Origin of the sequence: uncultured Actinomyces sp., assembly GCA_900541895.1 — a bacterium.
Taxonomy (GTDB): domain Bacteria; phylum Actinomycetota; class Actinomycetes; order Actinomycetales; family Actinomycetaceae; genus Pauljensenia.
In genome coordinates this window covers 12623-29204 of record UWSI01000021.1, presented here as the reverse complement: position 1 = coordinate 29204, position 16582 = coordinate 12623, and the positions used below count along the sequence as shown (strand labels likewise).

Genomic DNA, 16582 nt, shown 5'->3' with positions numbered 1-16582 from the left:
CGTTTATGACACTCCGACCGCATCAATCAGTCTGTGATGTTTAACACAAATAACAATAGGGGAAGTTGTTTCAACTTTTCACACTCGCACTTCTCTTTAATTCCTGCTATAGCCACCTGTACGGATTTCAGTTTGTTTTTACGATGCTCTGATAGTTTCCCGCCCTGCAGGTCACAGGCAGTTTCTACTTCAAAATTCATTGCAGCCGTTTCACTGCAGCGAAACGGCTGGGGAGGAAAAACCGTCTTAATCGCACATCTGTATTGAGATTATTTGAACGAGTCTTCACTCGCTTTTTGCCCGTGTAGCGCGCATCGTCGGTTGCAGTTGCACCAAAAACTATCAAAATAGTGCGATGCTTATTCCTGTCAGGGGAATCTAGAAAAAGGAGCGTAGTGAGATGGCACTGCCAGATCTGACTCCGCAACAGCGAGCCCAGGCTCTTGAGAAGGCGACGCGCGCTCGTCGTCGGCGCGCTGAGGTGAAGGATGCGCTCAAATCGCGAAAGATTACTCTGTCTGAAGTCATCGACATGGCTGCAACAGATGATGCAATCGCGAAGATGAAAGTGCGTTCTTTGCTGGAAGCCCTGCCTCGAGTCGGTGTGAGTACTGCGGAAGCATTGATGAACGAGATCAAGATTGCGCCTTCAAGGCGTGTTCGAGGTCTTGGTCAGGTGCAGCGAGAAGAGTTGATTCGTCGCTTTGGCTGAACTTTTCAGCCAGCTGTGGCAGCATACAGGCATGTCTTCATCTACGGTTACTGTCGTTGCAGGTCCCACAGCTGTTGGTAAGGGGACTGTGATCGCGCGCTTGCGTGAACTATTTCCTGAAGTTGAGCTCTCGGTTTCGATGACAACGCGTTCTCCGCGACCGGGAGAAATCGACGGAGTGCACTACCACTTTGTCACTGAGGATCAGTTCACCCAGCTCATTGATTCCAAACAGATGCTGGAGTGGGCACTCGTTCACGGAAAATATCATTACGGAACACCGCGTGGTCCGGTAGATGATGCAGTTCGACGGGGTGTGCCTTTCCTACTCGAAATTGATGTAGCTGGTGTTCGTCAAGTTCGTGAATCGCTTCCTGATGCTCGCTTTGTTTTTATTGCGCCGCCCTCATGGGAAGTGCTTGTTTCTCGCTTGGTCGGTCGTGGTACCGAAGACCCTGCTGAACAAGAGCGTCGTTTGCGTACTGCAAAGGTAGAGCTTGCGGCTGCAGATGAGTTTGATGTCACCATCGTTAATGATGATTTGGAGCTTGCTGTCCATGAACTAGCCCATGTGATGGGTCTAGAATAGAAGCCGGTTCTTGCCAGTTACATCAGGAGAGATTTGCATGTCCGGAATTGTTGCGCAGCCCGAAGGCATCACCTACCCGCCGATTGACGACCTGCTGGAGCACGTCGATTCAAAGTATGCCTTGGTGATTTTTGCTGCCCGTCGTGCCCGCCAGATCAACTCCTACAACATCCAGCTTGAACAGAATATGATCCAGTTCGTCGGACCTGTTGTAGAAACTGAAGTCGACGAGAAACCCCTGGCGATTGCACTACGCGAAATCGATGAAGGCCTGTTGACCCTTGAGTCAGCACCCCAAGCCTGATCAGCAGCCCGCTCACATCGTTCTCGGTGTGTCAGCGGGCATTGCTGCGTATAAAGCCGTTTTCCTTTTGAGAATCCTTCAAAGAGACGGCTACCGTGTCCGTGTTGTTCCAACACCTTCTTCACTTGAGTTTGTTGGGCGAGCAACCTGGGAAGGGCTCACCCTCGAGAGCGTGAACACTGATGTTTTTCATGGTGGGGGAGCAGACCACGTCGAGTTAGCGCGGGGTTGTGCCGCTATTGTCATTGCACCCGCTACCGCTGATGTTATTGCTCGGATAGCGAATGGTCAGGCCGATGACCTTTTGACAACTACTGTTCTTGCCAGCGATTGCCCTGTAATTATTGCACCTGCCATGCACACGCAAATGTGGCATGCTGCTGCAACGCAGGAGAATATTACCCGCCTTCGAAATCGCGGATATTTCATTGTTGGCCCGGAAGATGGGGATCTTGCTTCCGGTGACCACGGGGCTGGCCGGATGAGTGAACCTGAGGTTATTGCATTCGAAGTGCGCAGAGCGTTTGGTGCATCAGGTGACCTTGCGGGAAAGAAAATTCTGATAACCGCTGGCGGTACACGTGAAGCAATTGATCCAGTTCGCTTCCTCGGTAACCGCTCGACTGGTCGACAGGGAATCGCGATTGCCCGTGAGGCCCTCAGTCGCGGTGCCGAGGTTACTTTAATTACTTCCAATATTGAAGCTGCCCTTATTCCTCCGGGTTGCAGCGTGATCGACGCACCTTCCGCTCAAGACGTTTACGACTCTGTGATGTCTCATCTTGGGCACAGTGATGCATTGGTCATGGCGGCTGCGGTTGCTGACTACCGCCCACGGGTCGCCTCGGCCTCGAAAATCAAAAAAGAAGAAAATGAATCAGCGCCGCCTCGGATCGAACTCACGGAAACGACTGATGTACTGCGCAGCGTGAGTTCGGCTCCTCACCGCCCTCGTGTGGTCCTTGGGTTTGCTGCTGAGAGCGGTGATCAAGATACCGTGCTGTCCTATGGGGCGGCGAAAGCCAAGCGTAAAGGTGCGGACTATCTTGCTGTGAATGCAGTGGGTGCCGATATTGGATTCGGTGATGTCCCAAACTATGTATACGTTCTCAACCAAGAGGGCTCCGTAGTGACACAAGGCGGGGGGACTAAGGCGGATGTTGCTCGAATCCTCATTGATCTTATTTCACAGCGGTTCGATACGATGGAGGCGTGAGCAAATTGCGTAAGTACTTTACTTCTGAATCCGTAACAGAAGGTCATCCCGATAAGGTCTGTGACCGAATTTCTGACTCGATTTTGGACGCCCTACTCGAGGCTGATCCGCATTCGCGCGTCGCTGTGGAAACAATGGTGACAACCGGTTTGGTTCATGTGGCCGGCGAGGTTTCGACCAACGCCTATGTTGAAATTCCGCAGATTGTCCGCGAACAGATCCTCGAGATCGGTTACGACTCATCCCGTATGGGATTTGACGGTGCTTCCTGTGGTGTTTCCGTGTCTATTGGTGCCCAAAGTAGTGATATCGCCGATGGCGTTGATCACTCTTTGGAGACGCGTGACGGTTCAAACGATGATCGTCGTGAGGCTCAGGGCGCGGGCGACCAGGGCATGATGTTTGGTTACGCCTCGGATGAAACTCCTGATCTGATGCCTGCTCCAATTTGGCTTGCACACAAGCTAGCGGAGCGTCTTGCTGCTGTTCGTCATCAAGGACTCGCTCACGGTCTTCGCCCTGATGGAAAGACACAGGTCACTCTTGCTTATGATGAGCAGGGCATTCCTCGCGAGATCGATACCCTTGTCATTTCGACTCAGCACGATCCTGAGCTTGGCATGAGTGAACTCGAAGAGCAGTTGCGTGAGTTGGTTGTTTCTCCTGTGCTCGAAGAGACGGGCTTGGGACTTTCAACCGAAACAATGAAGCTTCTTGTTAACCCTTCTGGGCGCTTTGTTATCGGTGGCCCTGCTGGTGATGCCGGTTTGACCGGACGCAAGATTATTGTTGATACCTACGGTGGTATGGCCCGCCACGGCGGCGGTGCTTTCTCTGGTAAAGATCCGTCAAAGGTCGACCGCTCGGCCGCATATGCAGCGCGTTGGATTGCTAAGAATATCGTTGCGGCGGGCTATGCGAAACGCTGTGAGATTCAATTGGCCTACGCAATCGGCCGCGCGCATCCAGTCGGGCTTTATGTCGAGACCTTTGGTACCGGAACCGTGAGTGATGACGTTCTTACCGATGCCATCACCCGATGCTTTGATCTTCGCCCCGCGGGAATCATCGAAGACCTTGATCTTCTCCGTCCGATTTACGCAAAAACCGCTGCTTATGGCCACTTTGGCCGTCCGATTTTCCCCTGGGAGCAGACTGATCGTGTTGCTCGACTCCAGGAAACTCTTCAATGAGTGCTGCCACCAGCGCCGCCCGCCCGACAAACCGCGGAACCGCCATCGAGATGGCAGTTTCGGGGATCATCGGTCTGTGCGCCTCCTTTGTCCTCTCGATTGAGGCATGGCAGTTGGCGGCGGATCAGGGACGAACATTTAGCTGCGACGTCTCTTCGGTTCTGTCGTGTTCGGCGGTTGCCGCTACGCCACAGGCTCGAGTACTTGGGTTCCCGAATGCCTTTTTGGGGATTTTTTTCGAGGCCGTTGTTTTGACCGTTTCCTTCGCCCTCATTGCAGGGGCACGTTTCCCGAAATGGTATTTCCTGGGTGTTGAAGCTCTCTATACCATCGGTCTGATTTTTGCATATTGGCTCTTCACACAGTCGTATTTTGTTATTCACGTGTTGTGTCCATGGTGTTTACTCATCACAATAACGACGACGCTTGTGTGGTTTGGACTTACACGAGTATGCATTTCTCAGGGAGTGCTCCCCGCACCTGCATGGTGGAGGTCTGTGATGAAGGCCGGTGGAGACTGGCTGGTAGTCGTCCTCGTTATTGCCGCTGTTCTTGCGATGATCGTTGTGCGATACGGTTCGGTACTTTTCGGTAATTGATCATTTGGTGCTCAATCGGTCTTCAAATGCCGGTTCTATGTGCTGAACTAGGTGCATGGTGATGGATGCGTTGCCCCTTCCGGGTTTTGAATCAGACCGTGACGTGCCACGGTTGATTGCGCACGTCTATGTTGATTCCGACCTTCCACACCTTGATTACCCGCTGGACTATCTTGTTCCCGTCCAATGGGAATCGATAGATCTTGCCGGATTTATCGTGCAAGTACCTCTTGCAGGGCGAAAAAGAATTGGATGGGTCGTCTCGTGTGAAAAACGCAGTGATATCAGTCCTGCAATCCGTGAAATTATCGATGTTGTTTCGACTATTTCAGTCGTTTCGCCGAAGACTTTTGAATTAGCCGCATACGTCGGCAAGCGTTTTCTCTCAACCGCTTCTACGGTCTTAGGAATTGCCGTTCCTCCAAGGCGCGCACGGGTCGAGGAAGAAGCAATGCACTCGGAACCTACACAGCTGAAGGTCACCCAGGGAGATCCCTGGGAGGCTTTTGAACTTGGCCATGCATTTCTTGGGCACGTCAGTCAGGGTGAGTACCCGCGTGCCGTATGGACATCAATTCCAGGACGATCAGAATTTGAGATCGCCCATCTCATTTCTTCTGTCCAGAAAGCTGGAAAGACGGCTCTTATTGTTGTGCCGACTTCTCGAGTTGCCGGTGAGCTATCTTCCTCCTTGTCCGCGATCTTTGATATCTCGATCCCCGTTTACAGCACGGAACAGACGGCCAGTGAGCGCTACCGTTTGTACCTTCAGGCAAAGATGGGGGTACATCGCGCGATCGTTGGAACGCGTTCGGCGGTGTGGCTTCCCATGAAGGATCTCGGGCTGATTGTTCTCTGGGGCGATGGGGATGACCATCTTCGTGAAGCGCGCGCTCCGCGCACTGATGCATTGGACGTGGCGGTTGCACGTTCGCATCTGGAACATGTTGCTCTTGCTGTTGGAGGTTATTCTCGCTCGGTCAAAGCGCAGTATCTTGTCGAACGTTCCTGGGCTATTTCTCTGACCCCGCAACGCGAGGTATTGCGTGCATCGACGGGGCGCTTTGTCGTTGCTGATTCTTTTGACCAAGAACGGCAAGGAAAATCAGCATTTACTTATCTGCCACCGGATGCATTCTCCTGTATCCGTACAGGATTGAAAGAGGGGCCCGTTCTCGTTCTTTCTGCGCATTCGGGATATATCCCTGTTGTCGGTTGTTCTCGCTGCGCAAGGCCTGCCCGTTGCGAATACTGCTCAGGACCGCTCCATTTAGAGGCTGACCATTCAATAGTGTGTTCATGGTGTGAGCGCACAACCGAGAATTGGTCATGCCTTAAATGCCAGGGGACAAGCCTAAAATGGTGGCGTCTTGGCTCTGAGCGCATCGGTGAAGAAATCGGTCGTTCTTTCCCCCAAATCCCCCTAACTGTAGCTCGGGCGGATGACGAAACGCGCCTGAGTGTGGGTCCCGAAGCTCGAATAGTTGTCGCGACTCCTGGCGTGGAGCCCAAAGCTCAGGATGGCTACGCGGCGGTGATTATCTCCTCGGCTGCAGCGCTTGCCTCGAGGCCTGAGATGTGGGCGCCAGAAGAAGCGCTGCGCAGGTGGCTGAATGCCGGCGCACTGGCCCGTCCTCACGGTCGAATATGGGTCTCTGCTGGGGTTGAACACGCGCTTGCGCAGGCGCTCATTCGATGGAGTCCCGAAGACTACATTCAGCAGCTTCTTGATGAGCGCAAGGTTCTTCGTTTCCCACCAACTGCATCAATCGTTGCAATCGACGGACCTCTTGACCAAGTAAATGCTTTTTGTCAGGATCTGCCAGCGGAGCTAATCGGTATTGTCGATGCGCCTTCGGTTGGAAAAATTGGTCATCGTCCGGACGACCGGCGCGCTCTTATTCGCTGTGCGACGGCTGATTATCCTCAGCTGGCACAAGTACTTCGCGAACGCAATGGTGTGCGTTCGGCTCGTAAACGCTATCCACTGCGCCTCACCTTGAATCCTCCTGAGCTGTTCTAGACAAGCCGATACACTATGAGCGTGCGTATTGTTTTTGCAGGTACCCCTGAGCCGGCGTTACCGACCCTTGAAGCCCTGATCTCGTCACCGCATGATGTCGTTGGTGTTATTACTCGTCCTCCAGCGAAGAGCGGTCGAGGACGTCGTCTAGTGCCATCACCCATTGCGCTGCGTGCAAGTGAAGCTGGAATCGATCTCTTTGAAACCTCCTCTCTTAAAGGTGACGAGGCCTTAGACCGCATTCGTGCGTGGAATGCTGACATCGCAGTAGTCGTTGCCTATGGCGCTTTGATTCCCCTGCGTGTGCTTGAAGCTCTTCCACATGGTTGGCTCAATCTTCACTTCTCTGATCTTCCTTTCTTCCGTGGTGCAGCTCCCGTGCAGTGGGCAATCCTTTCGGGACTGAGTGAAACTGCATCTAGCGTTTTCCAGCTAGAAGAGGGATTGGATACGGGGCCCGTTTTTTCCCGCCGGAAGGTTGAGATCACCGATCAGACCAGTGGTGAGCTCCTCGATGAAATGGCGCGTTTAGGCGCTCAGCAAGTTGTTGATGTGGTAAATGCGATTGAAGCTGGTCAAGCTCTTGCACAACCACAAGTCGTTCCTGCGGGTGTGGAACTCAGCTATGCCCGACGCTTGGAGCCCAGTGATGGTGCCATCTCCTTTGATGAGAGCGCCCACCAGACTTGGCTGAGAATCCGCGCAGTGATTCCCAGCCCAGGTGCATATACAGAGTTTCGCGGGCAGCGCCTCAAGCTAGGTAAGGTTTCTTTGACCGATGTTCCAACCCCCGCTCCCGGCCGTCTCATCGTTTCGAAGAAAAGCGTCCTTGTTGGTTGTACGGACTTCTGTCTTGAGCTTGGTCAGGTTGCTCCCGCCGGTAAGAAATGGATGGATGCAGCTGCATGGGCACGCGGTGCGCGATTGGACAGTGATGCCCGACTCGGTGAAGGGTTAGTGCTCTGATGGCAACTCACCGTTATTCCGATGGATATCGTTCCTTCCGCGAAGCAGACCCCGCGCGTCAGGTTGCCTACGAGGTCCTCACATTGGTACGCAATGAGGATGCCTACGCGAATCTGGTTCTTCCAAAAGTTCTGAAATCTTTTGAAGGACACGCGCATCTAGATCAACGTGATCGCGCTTTCGCTGTCGAACTCACCTACGGTACCCTACGCGAACAGGGATTCCTTGATTGGGTGATCTCTCGAAACTCTTCACGTCCGCTTTCCGATATTGAAGGCGGCATCATTGATATCTTGCGTCTTGGCGTTTATCAGTTGCTGCGCATGCGAGTTCCCGACCATGCCGCGGTTTCTCAAACCGTCGATCTTGCGCGGCAGTATCTCAGTGCTGGTCCAGCAAAGTTCATTAATGCTGTTTTGCGTTCTGTGATCCGTGAAGGTGAAGAGGCAAGGCAGGAAGCTTTGAATGAACTTCCGGATTCGCAGCGCCTGGCGATCGAATACTCTCATCCACAATGGATGGTCGAAGAATATAGTCGTGCGCTCGTAGCCAATGGTTGTTCCAGCGAAGAGATTGCGGAGCTTTTGGCTGCTAACAACCAGGCACCCTACGTTTCTCTTGTCGCACGCCCAAGCCTCATTGAGGTTGATGAACTTGCCGATCAATGTCTCGATTACCTGCACACTCGCATCGCTGATGGCGAGGTATCTCCCTACGCTGTTCTTCTTGAGTCCGGGGATCCTGCCCGTATCCCTGCAATCAGGCAGAGACGAGCAGCTGTTCAGGATGAGGGTTCTCAACTAGCCGGGATTTTGGCAGCTCAAGTCCCTGTCGCGGGGAAAGATCAGAACTGGCTCGACCTTTGCGCAGGTCCCGGAGGTAAAGCGGCACTGGTCGCTTCACTAGGCGTTGAACGAGGCGCTCAACTCATCGCCAACGAGGTGCACTCTCATCGAGCGCGCCTCGTCGAAAAGACCCTTGAACACCTTGATAACACTGAAGTGGTGTGCTCTGATGGAACACGCTTTGGCGGTGAGGGTACGCGTTGGGCTTTAGAGTCTTTCGACCGGGTGATTATCGATGCACCCTGTTCTGGCCTTGGATCGATGCGGCGTCGGCCGGAATCGCGTTGGCGCAGAAATCCAGATGACGTCTCGCAGCTGGTTACCCTTCAGGCGGAACTACTCGATCGAGGAATCGAATTGACCAGGCCTGGGGGAGTGATGGTTTACATCACCTGCTCGCCGGTCGTTCAGGAAACTCTTGATCAGATTTCACGCGTTCTCGCCTCGGGACGTGTCGAACTAGTGGATTTGCGTCCTGTGGCTGCGCAAATTACTCCGAAGCCCCTTAACCTTCCGCAAGCAAAAGGAATTGCTGCTCGAACAATTCAGCTATGGGAACACCGTAACGAAACTGATCTTATGTTTATCGCTGCGCTCAGAAAACTTCCAGTAGCTCAGGAGCTCTCATGACCACGCCGCTTATTTCGCCTTCGATCCTTAATTGCGATATAGCCAGACTTGAGGACGAACTGAAAAAGATTTCCAGTGCTGATATCGCTCATGTCGATGTCATGGATAATCACTTTGTCCCCAACCTCACGTGGGGTCTTCCCGTCGTCGAGGCCTGTGTAAACACTGGCATCTTGCCCATCGATGCTCACCTGATGATTGAAGATCCAGATCGGTGGGCACCTGCGTACGCTGAAGCCGGTTGTGCGTCGGTTACCTTCCATGCCGAGGCAGCTTCCGCGCCGATCCGCACCGCCCGGGAAATTCGACGTCTGGGTGCCCGCGCTGCTCTTGCACTCAAGCCTTCGACAGACATCGCACCCTACGTCGATATTTTGCCGGAGTTCGACATGATCTTGATTATGACGGTTGAACCAGGTTTTGGCGGGCAAAGTTTCCTTGAATCGATGCTTCCAAAGATCCAACGAACGCGGGACGCGATTGCCTCCGCATCTTTGGATATCTCGATTCAAGTAGATGGGGGAGTCTCGCGTAAGACTATTGAGCGCGCAGCAGATGCGGGCGCAACAAATTTTGTTGCAGGGTCGGCAATCTTTCGTGCCGACGACGCGTTTGAAGAAATCGCAACACTGCGATCTCTTGCGCAATCGCACATGCACTGAAGATGACACTGGCCTCTGTGCGTGCCAGAATAACTATGTACTTCGGGGTCGGTGTAAGTCCGAGCCGGCGGTGAAAGTCCGCGACCCGCATCATTCGATGCGGTTGAACTGGTGTGATTCCAGTACCGACAGTTAAAGCCTGGATGGGAGAAGTAGTTGAGTGGACCTAGTGTCTGCTGAGCGGCTGCATAGCTCGAAGTGCGGGAAGGATTACCGTGAGCCGTCGAGCACCTCGCCGCTTCACTGTTATCGCCCCGCTTATTGTCATCGTCTGCTCAGTATTCTTCTGGTGGGCGATCACCGCATTTAGCGGGATTCAAGCGTGGCGTCTTCCTTCGCCGTACGCCGTCCTCGCCCGAGGATACTCCCTTGTTCAACAGCCTTCGCTTTGGCTCGCTTTCGCGCGAACCGGAGTCGAGGCCCTAGTCGGTGGATTCATTGGTGTGTGCGTTGCACTTCCGTTGAGCTACCTGATTTTCCGTTTCCGTACCATCGCCGAGGCAATTGAGCCGCTTTTAGGGGCCTCGCAGGCTTTACCCGCCGTTGCCTTGGCACCATTTTTGGTCCTCTGGTTCGGCTACGGGTTGATTCCAATTTCGATGCTCTGCGCATTGATTGCTTTCTTCCCCATTCTCATCTCCTCCCTAGTTGGCTTACGCTCCTTGGATCGCCAAGTATGCGAGGCGGCACAGCTTGACGGGGCAGCAGGGATCACGATGGCAGTTAAGATCGAGATTCCACTTGCATCACCGGCGATTCTTGCCGGTATTCGCAATGGCTTTACTCTGTCCATTACCGGTGCTGTCGTCGGGGAAATGGTGATGGGAGGAAAGGGTCTGGGAATGCTCCTTTCTCAGATGCGCACGAATGTCGATACGGCGGGAATGTTTGTTGTGATCCTCCTCCTGTGTATACAGGCAGTTGTCATCTACACACTCATGTCCGCATGGGAAAAGCGCTCACGCGTGATGGTTGAAACCGACTAGGTGCGACATACTATTGGAGAGCATTATGCGTCCTATTGTTCGTGGAATTGCCGGTCTACTTACGGCAGTATTCGTGATGAGTGGTTGCTCCAGCACCTCATCATCTGACACGACCGTTATTGGTTTGACCTATGTGCCAAATGTTCAGTTCTCCGGTGTTTACCTTGCCGAGGACAATGGCGATTACTCCAAGGAAGGAGTAAAGGTCGATATCCGTCATCACGGGAATGATGAAGGAGTATTTACCGCTCTTGTGAGCGGGCAAGAACAGCTCGTGCTCGCGACGGGCGACGAAGTTGTCCAGGCCAGATCACAAGGCATGGATGTCATTTCGGTGGGCCAATACTACCGTGAGCAGCCCAATGTGATCTTGACCCGCGCCGATACCGGAATCAAGAGCGTCAGTGACTTGAAGGGGAAGAAAGTAGGAATTCCTGGAGAATACGGATCTTCATGGCTTGCCCTTCAAGCGTATTTAGCTAGTGCTCATATGACGACGTCTGATATCAGTGTTGTATCCATTGGCTATACCCAAGTTTCTGCATTGAATAATAAAGACGTTGATGCAGTTGTGGGCTTTGCAAACAACGATGCTGTTCAGCTTTCAGCTGCTGGCGTCGACGCTCGTGTTGTTGACTGTGATTGCACCATTCCTTTAGTTTCGGCTTCCCTGGTTACGACATCGACGTGGGCGAAGGAAAATCCTGAAAAGCTGAAGAAAATTCTTCACGCAACACAACAGGGGATGACAGCTGCGGTCGAGCATCCAGATCAAGCATTTGCTGCCACTGAGAAGCGCGATACTACCCTGACTGATGATAAAACGCGCTCCACAGCCACCCAGATTCTCAATGCGACGAATCTACTGATTTTGGGAGCGAATTCGAAGGTTTCATTGGAACAAGATCAAAACCGTTGGCAAGAGATGATCAACTTCATGTCGTCAAATTCGGGGCTTCTTGAGCATGAAGTCACTCTTGATCAAGTGATGACAAACGATTACATCCCACAGTCATAATTTTGCGGCTTTAAGAGAGTGATTCCCTCAGCTTGGACAGATTCGGGCTGAGGGAATCACTATTTTCGTAATTCGTAAAAAGAATACGCATTGTGTTCTCCGCGTGTATTGGTGAACAGTGTGTTTAGTAGCTGCAAGGTCTTTCGCGCACTAGGCTAAAGCGTGCATCAATTTTGTCACAAGGAGGGGGCATTGTGGAGAGCAACGATACAAGCGTGCGTATCCTCGACCTGCTCTTTGAACTCACCTATGCAGAACGCGGACGTTCGCGTTCCCAGATTCGTAGACTGACGCATTACCGAAAACTGAGCGACACTGCGTTTGATTCAGCTTTCACTCGCGATAAAGAGACTCTTAAAAAAATCGGTGTTGACATTGATGTTAAACCGCGTGGAGATGAGCTCATTTACCGCTTACATCGGTCAGATCCCGAGCTGCTTAAGCTTTCACCCGAAGAAGTTTCCTTGCTCGACCTTGCCTCGACAGCATGGAATGATCCATCAACAACCGAGCTCGCCTCTACAAAGTTACGCGCAACTTCCGTAGCAAATCGTAAGTCTTCGATTGATTTTCATCTTTCGGGCGCTGAACATGTCCTTCCATTGTTTCAAGCGATCACCTCGGCAAGCGTTGTTTCTTTTGCATATAGAAGCCCGAGGGGAACCGATAATCGCGCTGTAGAGCCATGGAATCTCCTCATTTCTGGTTCAGCAATTTATCTTCAGGGCTATGACCTTGACCGAGGCGATGAACGCAGTTTCAGACTTTCGCGTATTCTGCCTCCGATTGAGGTGCTTGGAGAGCCCGGCGATGCTTATCCCCGCCCTTCTGACCGTCCGACGATCGGTATTTCACGTCCACTTGAGCCGAGCTTCTTCGCCAGAGTAGGAAGTGAGGCGTGGAAGAGTGCACTGCGCGATGATAGCGCTATGGGGGCAGGTACGGAGCAATGGCAACGCTTCCGTGGCCACCTTGCTCCTTATAGTTTTTGGACCCATTTCATTTTGTCTCACGCCCACGATATTGTCCCGATCGAACCGAATGAGTTTGCTTCGGATTTACAGAACAAACTCCACAGTGCGCTGTTTCTGAACTGGGGCGAAAATGCCTGAAGAAGCTCCAGTTCAGGTTGCACGGATACTCGCCATGGCCTCGTGGATTATGGATAACCCCGGACAGAATGTACGTCAGATCGCTCAGCATTTTGGCCGAAGTTCACGCCAAGTTCGCCGCGATTTAGAGTACATGGGGCAAATCGGCGACTCGATGATTGATCGGTCCTATGGGCTGGATTGGGATCTGTATGAGACAGAGGGAGTGGTCGTTCTTCGCGGAAGTCAGACCCCTTCTCTCCCCAAACTTACCCCTGCCGAGGCCGCAGCTCTCCTCGTTGCCCTGCGCGCACTTGCGCCTTACCTCAGTGAGTCTGAGGATGAGGTTTTGCTCAGTGCTGGCGCAAAACTTGCCTCTCGTGCAGGCCACGAGGGGGGAGACACCCGAGGCGGCCGAGAGGTCATTCAACTTGAGCAGGAAAGCTCGAACCCTTCTGAGCTACAGGAAGAGATCAACGCTCAACACGTTATTAATCTGCGGTACGCAATCGATGAGAAGCGCGAGGTGTCTTTTGACTACCGAGGTGTTAATGACACTAATACGCGTCGCGTCTATCCGCGTGGACTCAAACACTTGAGTACCGGTTGGATTCTTGATGCATGGGATCCGATTCGGGAAACTCACAGGAGCTATCGCGTAGATCGGATGAATAATCTTGCTATCGGCGAGAAGCATGCGAGGGTATCAATTCCTTCGGAGCCCGATCCCTCGACGTTGACGCTGACTGTCTCTTCTCATGCGCGATGGATCTGCGAGGACTTCGAATGTACTTTGATTTCTGAAGATGCGCAGGCGATTACCTGTTCCTTGCCTATTTGGAACGAGAAGTGGATCCTTGCGCTGCTGTGTGACATTTCGGCCGATATTATTGAATGTCCGTCGGAGTGGATGCAGCGCGTCAGTGATTATGCTCAAAGCGCGATGGAGATTTGGGAAGAGGCCAAGATGATGAGGAGCGAGGCGTGAGCCCAAAGCGAAAGAGACGCCGCGCGAGTATGGATGCCGCTGAGCCACAAGAATCTTCTTGGGCACCAGCAGAGGGGATGGCCCGGTTTCGACAGCAGCAAAAGATTGATCGATCTTTTAGAAGCCGCTACGTAGAGGGCTTGAGCTTTACTCCTGATGACTTTCAAATCCAAGCAATGGATGCTTTAGAAGCTGGCCACAGTGTGCTAGTAGCAGCACCTACGGGTGCGGGAAAGACAGTTGTGGGTGAATTTGCTGTCGCGCTCTCGCTTTCGACGGGTTCACGTGCCTTCTACACAACGCCAATTAAGGCGTTATCGAATCAGAAGTTTACTGATTTTCAGAAGCGCTACGGCGAAGCGCGCGTTGGTCTTTTAACTGGGGACACCTCGATTAATCCTGATGCTCCCATTATCGTCATGACTACTGAGGTCCTGCGCAATATGATTTATATGGGAGCAGACCTCAGCAACTTGAGTCACGTTGTACTGGATGAAGTTCATTATCTAGCCGATCGTTTTCGTGGACCCGTCTGGGAAGAAGTGCTGATCCATCTTCCGCAGCATACAAAGGTTATTGCTCTTTCAGCGACAGTGTCGAACGCCGAAGAATTCGGAGAATGGATAGGACAAGTTCGAGGTTCTTGCGATGTCATTATTTCCGAGACCCGGCCGGTCCCTCTATTTCAACACATGCTTGTTGATGGAGAGCTCTACGACGTCTACGCGCCATCACGGCGAGGCGCTGGACGCTCTCAGCGTTTGAACCCAGAACTGCTCTATGCTTGCTCACCGCAAGGTCGACGTGCTCATCAACGGCGTTTCCGTTCGCGTCCAGCGACTGTTATTACTCTCGATCGTGCGAAGTTGCTTCCCGCAATCGTTTTTATCTTCTCGCGGGCTGGGTGTGAAGATGCTGTTCGTGAAGTGATCGCCTCGGGTGTCACTTTAACGAACCGATCGCAGGCAGAGCAGATCCGGCGTATCGCAGAGGAAGCCACAGCATTGATTCCTCCCGAAGATTATGCAGTTTTAGGTATTGACTCTTGGATTAAAGCTCTGGAACGAGGCATTGCGGCTCACCACGCGGGTTTGCTGCCCCTGATGAAAGAAACCGTTGAAAAGCTGTTCTCAATGGGACTTATTCGTCTTGTCTATGCGACAGAAACACTTGCGCTGGGAATTAACATGCCTGCGCGCTCGGTGGTTATTGAGTCACTCCAGAAATGGAATGGTGTCGAACACGTACGCTTATCTGCCGGTGAGTTTACGCAGTTATCTGGACGTGCGGGGCGACGCGGTATTGATATTGAAGGCCACGTGGTTGTCAGCGGACGTAGGGATATCGCCCCCGAGGAAGTTGCCGCTTTAGCCTCGAAACGAACATACCCACTGGTGAGCGCTTTCCATCCGACCTACAACATGGTTGTCAATCTTCTTGCGCATTCGACGCGTAAAGCGACGCGCAAGGTTTTAGACTCTTCTTTTGCACAATTCCAAGCCGATTCTTCGGTCGTCCATCTCGCCCAAAGCGCACGCGCTTTAGAACGTGAATTGGATTCCCTGGGAGAGGGAGTCGATTGTTCACGTGGGAACGCTCAAGAGTATTTCTCCATGCGTGATCGGCTCGCACGAATGGAGAAAGAAGCCTCACGAGAGCGTAGCCTCCAGCGAAAGCAGCAGGATCAGGAGGTTTTCCGTTCGCTGAAGCCCGGGCAGGTCTTCGACATTGGTACTAAGCGGAAAGCGCATCGTTACCTGCTCTTGGAGATTCAGCACTCCGCTGGCCTTCGCCCGCTGCTTCGTACTCTGGGTGCCGATGCTAGGTTGCATACTCTGAGCGTAGATGACTTTTCGGGTGCACTTGAGCTTGTTGCGCACCTTCGCGTTCCTCCCTCCGAGGCCTTACGACGTCACCGTGGACGTGAGGAATGGGCACAGCGGATCCGGACCCTTCGATCTGAGCGCGTTGGGGGAAGGAAAGCTCTTGATTCGCTGCCGATTGATGCGGAGATTTCGCAACTTCGCATGGCTATTAAGTTGCATCCCGTACATTCGTGCCCGCATCGTGAGGAGCATGCACGTGCCGGTCACACCTGGGCGCGAAAGAATGCTGAGTACGAGAAGCTTCTCAAACGAATCGATGGACGCACAAACTCGGTTGCACAACAATTTGATCGAGTATGCGAAGTTCTTGATCGAATGGGGTTTCTGAAAAACGATCTTGTGACAGATTCTGGACAACTGCTGCGTCGGATTTTTGGCGATCGTGATCTGATCGTTGTTGAAGCACTTAGACGTGGTGTGTGGGACCATCTTTCGGCCCCCGAACTCGCTGCAATTGTTTCTACTTGTGTTTATCAATCTCGAGGCGAAGAATCAGCTGCTGTTGAACCCTGGACAGCTGCATCGGACGCCTTGGCGCAGGCGTGGGAAGGAACTCTTGCGTTGTCACAGGCGGTGATATCAGTGGAGAAGAGTGTTGGGGTTCCTCAATCTCCAGAGCTCGATCCAGGGCTTGCGCAGGCAGTGATGGCATGGGCGAATGGGGCAACTTTGACGACGGCCATCTGGGGAACGTCCCTTCTTGCAGGTGATTTTGTTCGTTGGATTCGGCAGGTAGTAGATCTTCTTGACCAGATTGCCCATGTTGCCACTTCAGAAACTTCAACGGTCGCTCGTCAGGCGCGTCGACTGATTCTGAGAGGAGTTGTCTCTTGGGAAGGAGAGTAAGCGCGGGCCCTCAGAAAAGGCTAAAACG

The 16582-nt window shown here is 52.7% G+C and carries 15 protein-coding genes and 1 riboswitch; all 15 genes read left to right on the top strand.

Annotated elements, in window-relative coordinates; all coding sequences use genetic code 11:
• Nucleotides 1-400: 400 nt before the first annotated feature.
• The gene (gene mihF / locus QZR18_RS06220; protein ID WP_009409399.1) at nt 401-712 is read left to right on the top strand and encodes an integration host factor, actinobacterial type; all 312 of its coding nucleotides are present in this window, start codon (nt 401-403) and stop codon (nt 710-712) included.
• A 31-nt stretch (nt 713-743) separates the two neighbouring features.
• On the top strand, nt 744-1301 hold the full coding sequence (gene gmk / locus QZR18_RS06215) for a guanylate kinase (RefSeq protein ID WP_178706549.1): 558 nt from the start codon (nt 744-746) through the stop codon (nt 1299-1301).
• A gap of 37 nt (nt 1302-1338) precedes the next feature.
• A complete protein-coding gene (gene rpoZ, locus QZR18_RS06210; RefSeq protein ID WP_009409401.1) occupies nt 1339-1605 on the top strand; it encodes a DNA-directed RNA polymerase subunit omega in 267 nt (88 codons plus the stop codon).
• Nucleotides 1583-2821 carry a bifunctional phosphopantothenoylcysteine decarboxylase/phosphopantothenate--cysteine ligase CoaBC gene (coaBC, locus tag QZR18_RS06205; RefSeq protein ID WP_178706546.1) on the top strand — a complete coding sequence of 413 codons (1239 nt, stop codon included), beginning with the start codon at nt 1583-1585 and terminating at the stop codon, nt 2819-2821. The genes rpoZ and coaBC overlap by 23 nt, the downstream gene beginning before the upstream one ends.
• Complete coding sequence (gene metK, locus QZR18_RS06200) at nt 2818-4014, top strand: methionine adenosyltransferase (RefSeq protein WP_178706543.1); 1197 nt, start codon at nt 2818-2820, stop codon at nt 4012-4014. Before coaBC ends, metK begins: the two co-directional genes overlap by 4 nt.
• The gene (locus QZR18_RS06195) at nt 4011-4613 is read left to right on the top strand and encodes a vitamin K epoxide reductase family protein (protein ID WP_178706540.1); all 603 of its coding nucleotides are present in this window, start codon (nt 4011-4013) and stop codon (nt 4611-4613) included. Before metK ends, QZR18_RS06195 begins: the two co-directional genes overlap by 4 nt.
• Nucleotides 4614-4674: 61 nt before the next feature.
• Nucleotides 4675-6636, top strand: coding sequence for a primosomal protein (locus tag QZR18_RS06190; protein ID WP_295910673.1), 1962 nt, complete (start codon nt 4675-4677; stop codon nt 6634-6636).
• Nucleotides 6637-6657: 21 nt separating this feature from the next.
• Complete coding sequence (fmt, locus tag QZR18_RS06185) at nt 6658-7602, top strand: methionyl-tRNA formyltransferase (protein WP_178706534.1); 945 nt, start codon at nt 6658-6660, stop codon at nt 7600-7602.
• On the top strand, nt 7602-9077 hold the full coding sequence (locus tag QZR18_RS06180; protein ID WP_178706531.1) for a transcription antitermination factor NusB: 1476 nt from the start codon (nt 7602-7604) through the stop codon (nt 9075-9077). The genes fmt and QZR18_RS06180 overlap by 1 nt, the downstream gene beginning before the upstream one ends.
• Nucleotides 9074-9739: a ribulose-phosphate 3-epimerase gene (gene rpe / locus QZR18_RS06175; protein ID WP_019126030.1), complete on the top strand. Its 666-nt coding sequence runs from the start codon at nt 9074-9076 to the stop codon at nt 9737-9739. Before QZR18_RS06180 ends, rpe begins: the two co-directional genes overlap by 4 nt.
• A gap of 34 nt (nt 9740-9773) precedes the next feature.
• Nucleotides 9774-9898: riboswitch (FMN riboswitch) on the top strand.
• A 56-nt stretch (nt 9899-9954) separates the two neighbouring features.
• A complete protein-coding gene (locus tag QZR18_RS06170) occupies nt 9955-10725 on the top strand; it encodes an ABC transporter permease (RefSeq protein ID WP_178706528.1) in 771 nt (256 codons plus the stop codon).
• A 25-nt stretch (nt 10726-10750) separates the two neighbouring features.
• Nucleotides 10751-11743 carry an ABC transporter substrate-binding protein gene (locus QZR18_RS06165; protein WP_178706525.1) on the top strand — a complete coding sequence of 331 codons (993 nt, stop codon included), beginning with the start codon at nt 10751-10753 and terminating at the stop codon, nt 11741-11743.
• 194 nt (nt 11744-11937) lie between these two features.
• Entirely contained in the window at nt 11938-12855 is a 918-nt protein-coding gene (locus tag QZR18_RS06160) for a YafY family protein (RefSeq protein ID WP_178706523.1), read from the top strand.
• Nucleotides 12848-13822, top strand: coding sequence for a YafY family protein (locus QZR18_RS06155; RefSeq protein ID WP_178706520.1), 975 nt, complete (start codon nt 12848-12850; stop codon nt 13820-13822). The genes QZR18_RS06160 and QZR18_RS06155 overlap by 8 nt, the downstream gene beginning before the upstream one ends.
• On the top strand, nt 13819-16554 hold the full coding sequence (locus QZR18_RS06150; RefSeq protein WP_295910671.1) for an RNA helicase: 2736 nt from the start codon (nt 13819-13821) through the stop codon (nt 16552-16554). Before QZR18_RS06155 ends, QZR18_RS06150 begins: the two co-directional genes overlap by 4 nt.
• Nucleotides 16555-16582 lie beyond the last annotated feature (28 nt).

What these genes read in the sequence shown, in the direction of transcription:
- mihF (WP_009409399.1), top strand. Translation starts at nt 401, where the DNA reads ATGGCACTGCCAGATCTGACTCCGCAACAGCGAGCCCAGGCTCTTGAG.
- gmk (WP_178706549.1), top strand. Translation starts at nt 744, where the DNA reads ATGTCTTCATCTACGGTTACTGTCGTTGCAGGTCCCACAGCTGTTGGT.
- rpoZ (WP_009409401.1), top strand. Translation starts at nt 1,339, where the DNA reads ATGTCCGGAATTGTTGCGCAGCCCGAAGGCATCACCTACCCGCCGATT.
- QZR18_RS06195 (WP_178706540.1), top strand. Translation starts at nt 4,011, where the DNA reads ATGAGTGCTGCCACCAGCGCCGCCCGCCCGACAAACCGCGGAACCGCC.
- QZR18_RS06190 (WP_295910673.1), top strand. Translation starts at nt 4,675, where the DNA reads ATGGATGCGTTGCCCCTTCCGGGTTTTGAATCAGACCGTGACGTGCCA.
- QZR18_RS06180 (WP_178706531.1), top strand. Translation starts at nt 7,602, where the DNA reads ATGGCAACTCACCGTTATTCCGATGGATATCGTTCCTTCCGCGAAGCA.
- rpe (WP_019126030.1), top strand. Translation starts at nt 9,074, where the DNA reads ATGACCACGCCGCTTATTTCGCCTTCGATCCTTAATTGCGATATAGCC.
- QZR18_RS06165 (WP_178706525.1), top strand. Translation starts at nt 10,751, where the DNA reads ATGCGTCCTATTGTTCGTGGAATTGCCGGTCTACTTACGGCAGTATTC.
- QZR18_RS06155 (WP_178706520.1), top strand. Translation starts at nt 12,848, where the DNA reads ATGCCTGAAGAAGCTCCAGTTCAGGTTGCACGGATACTCGCCATGGCC.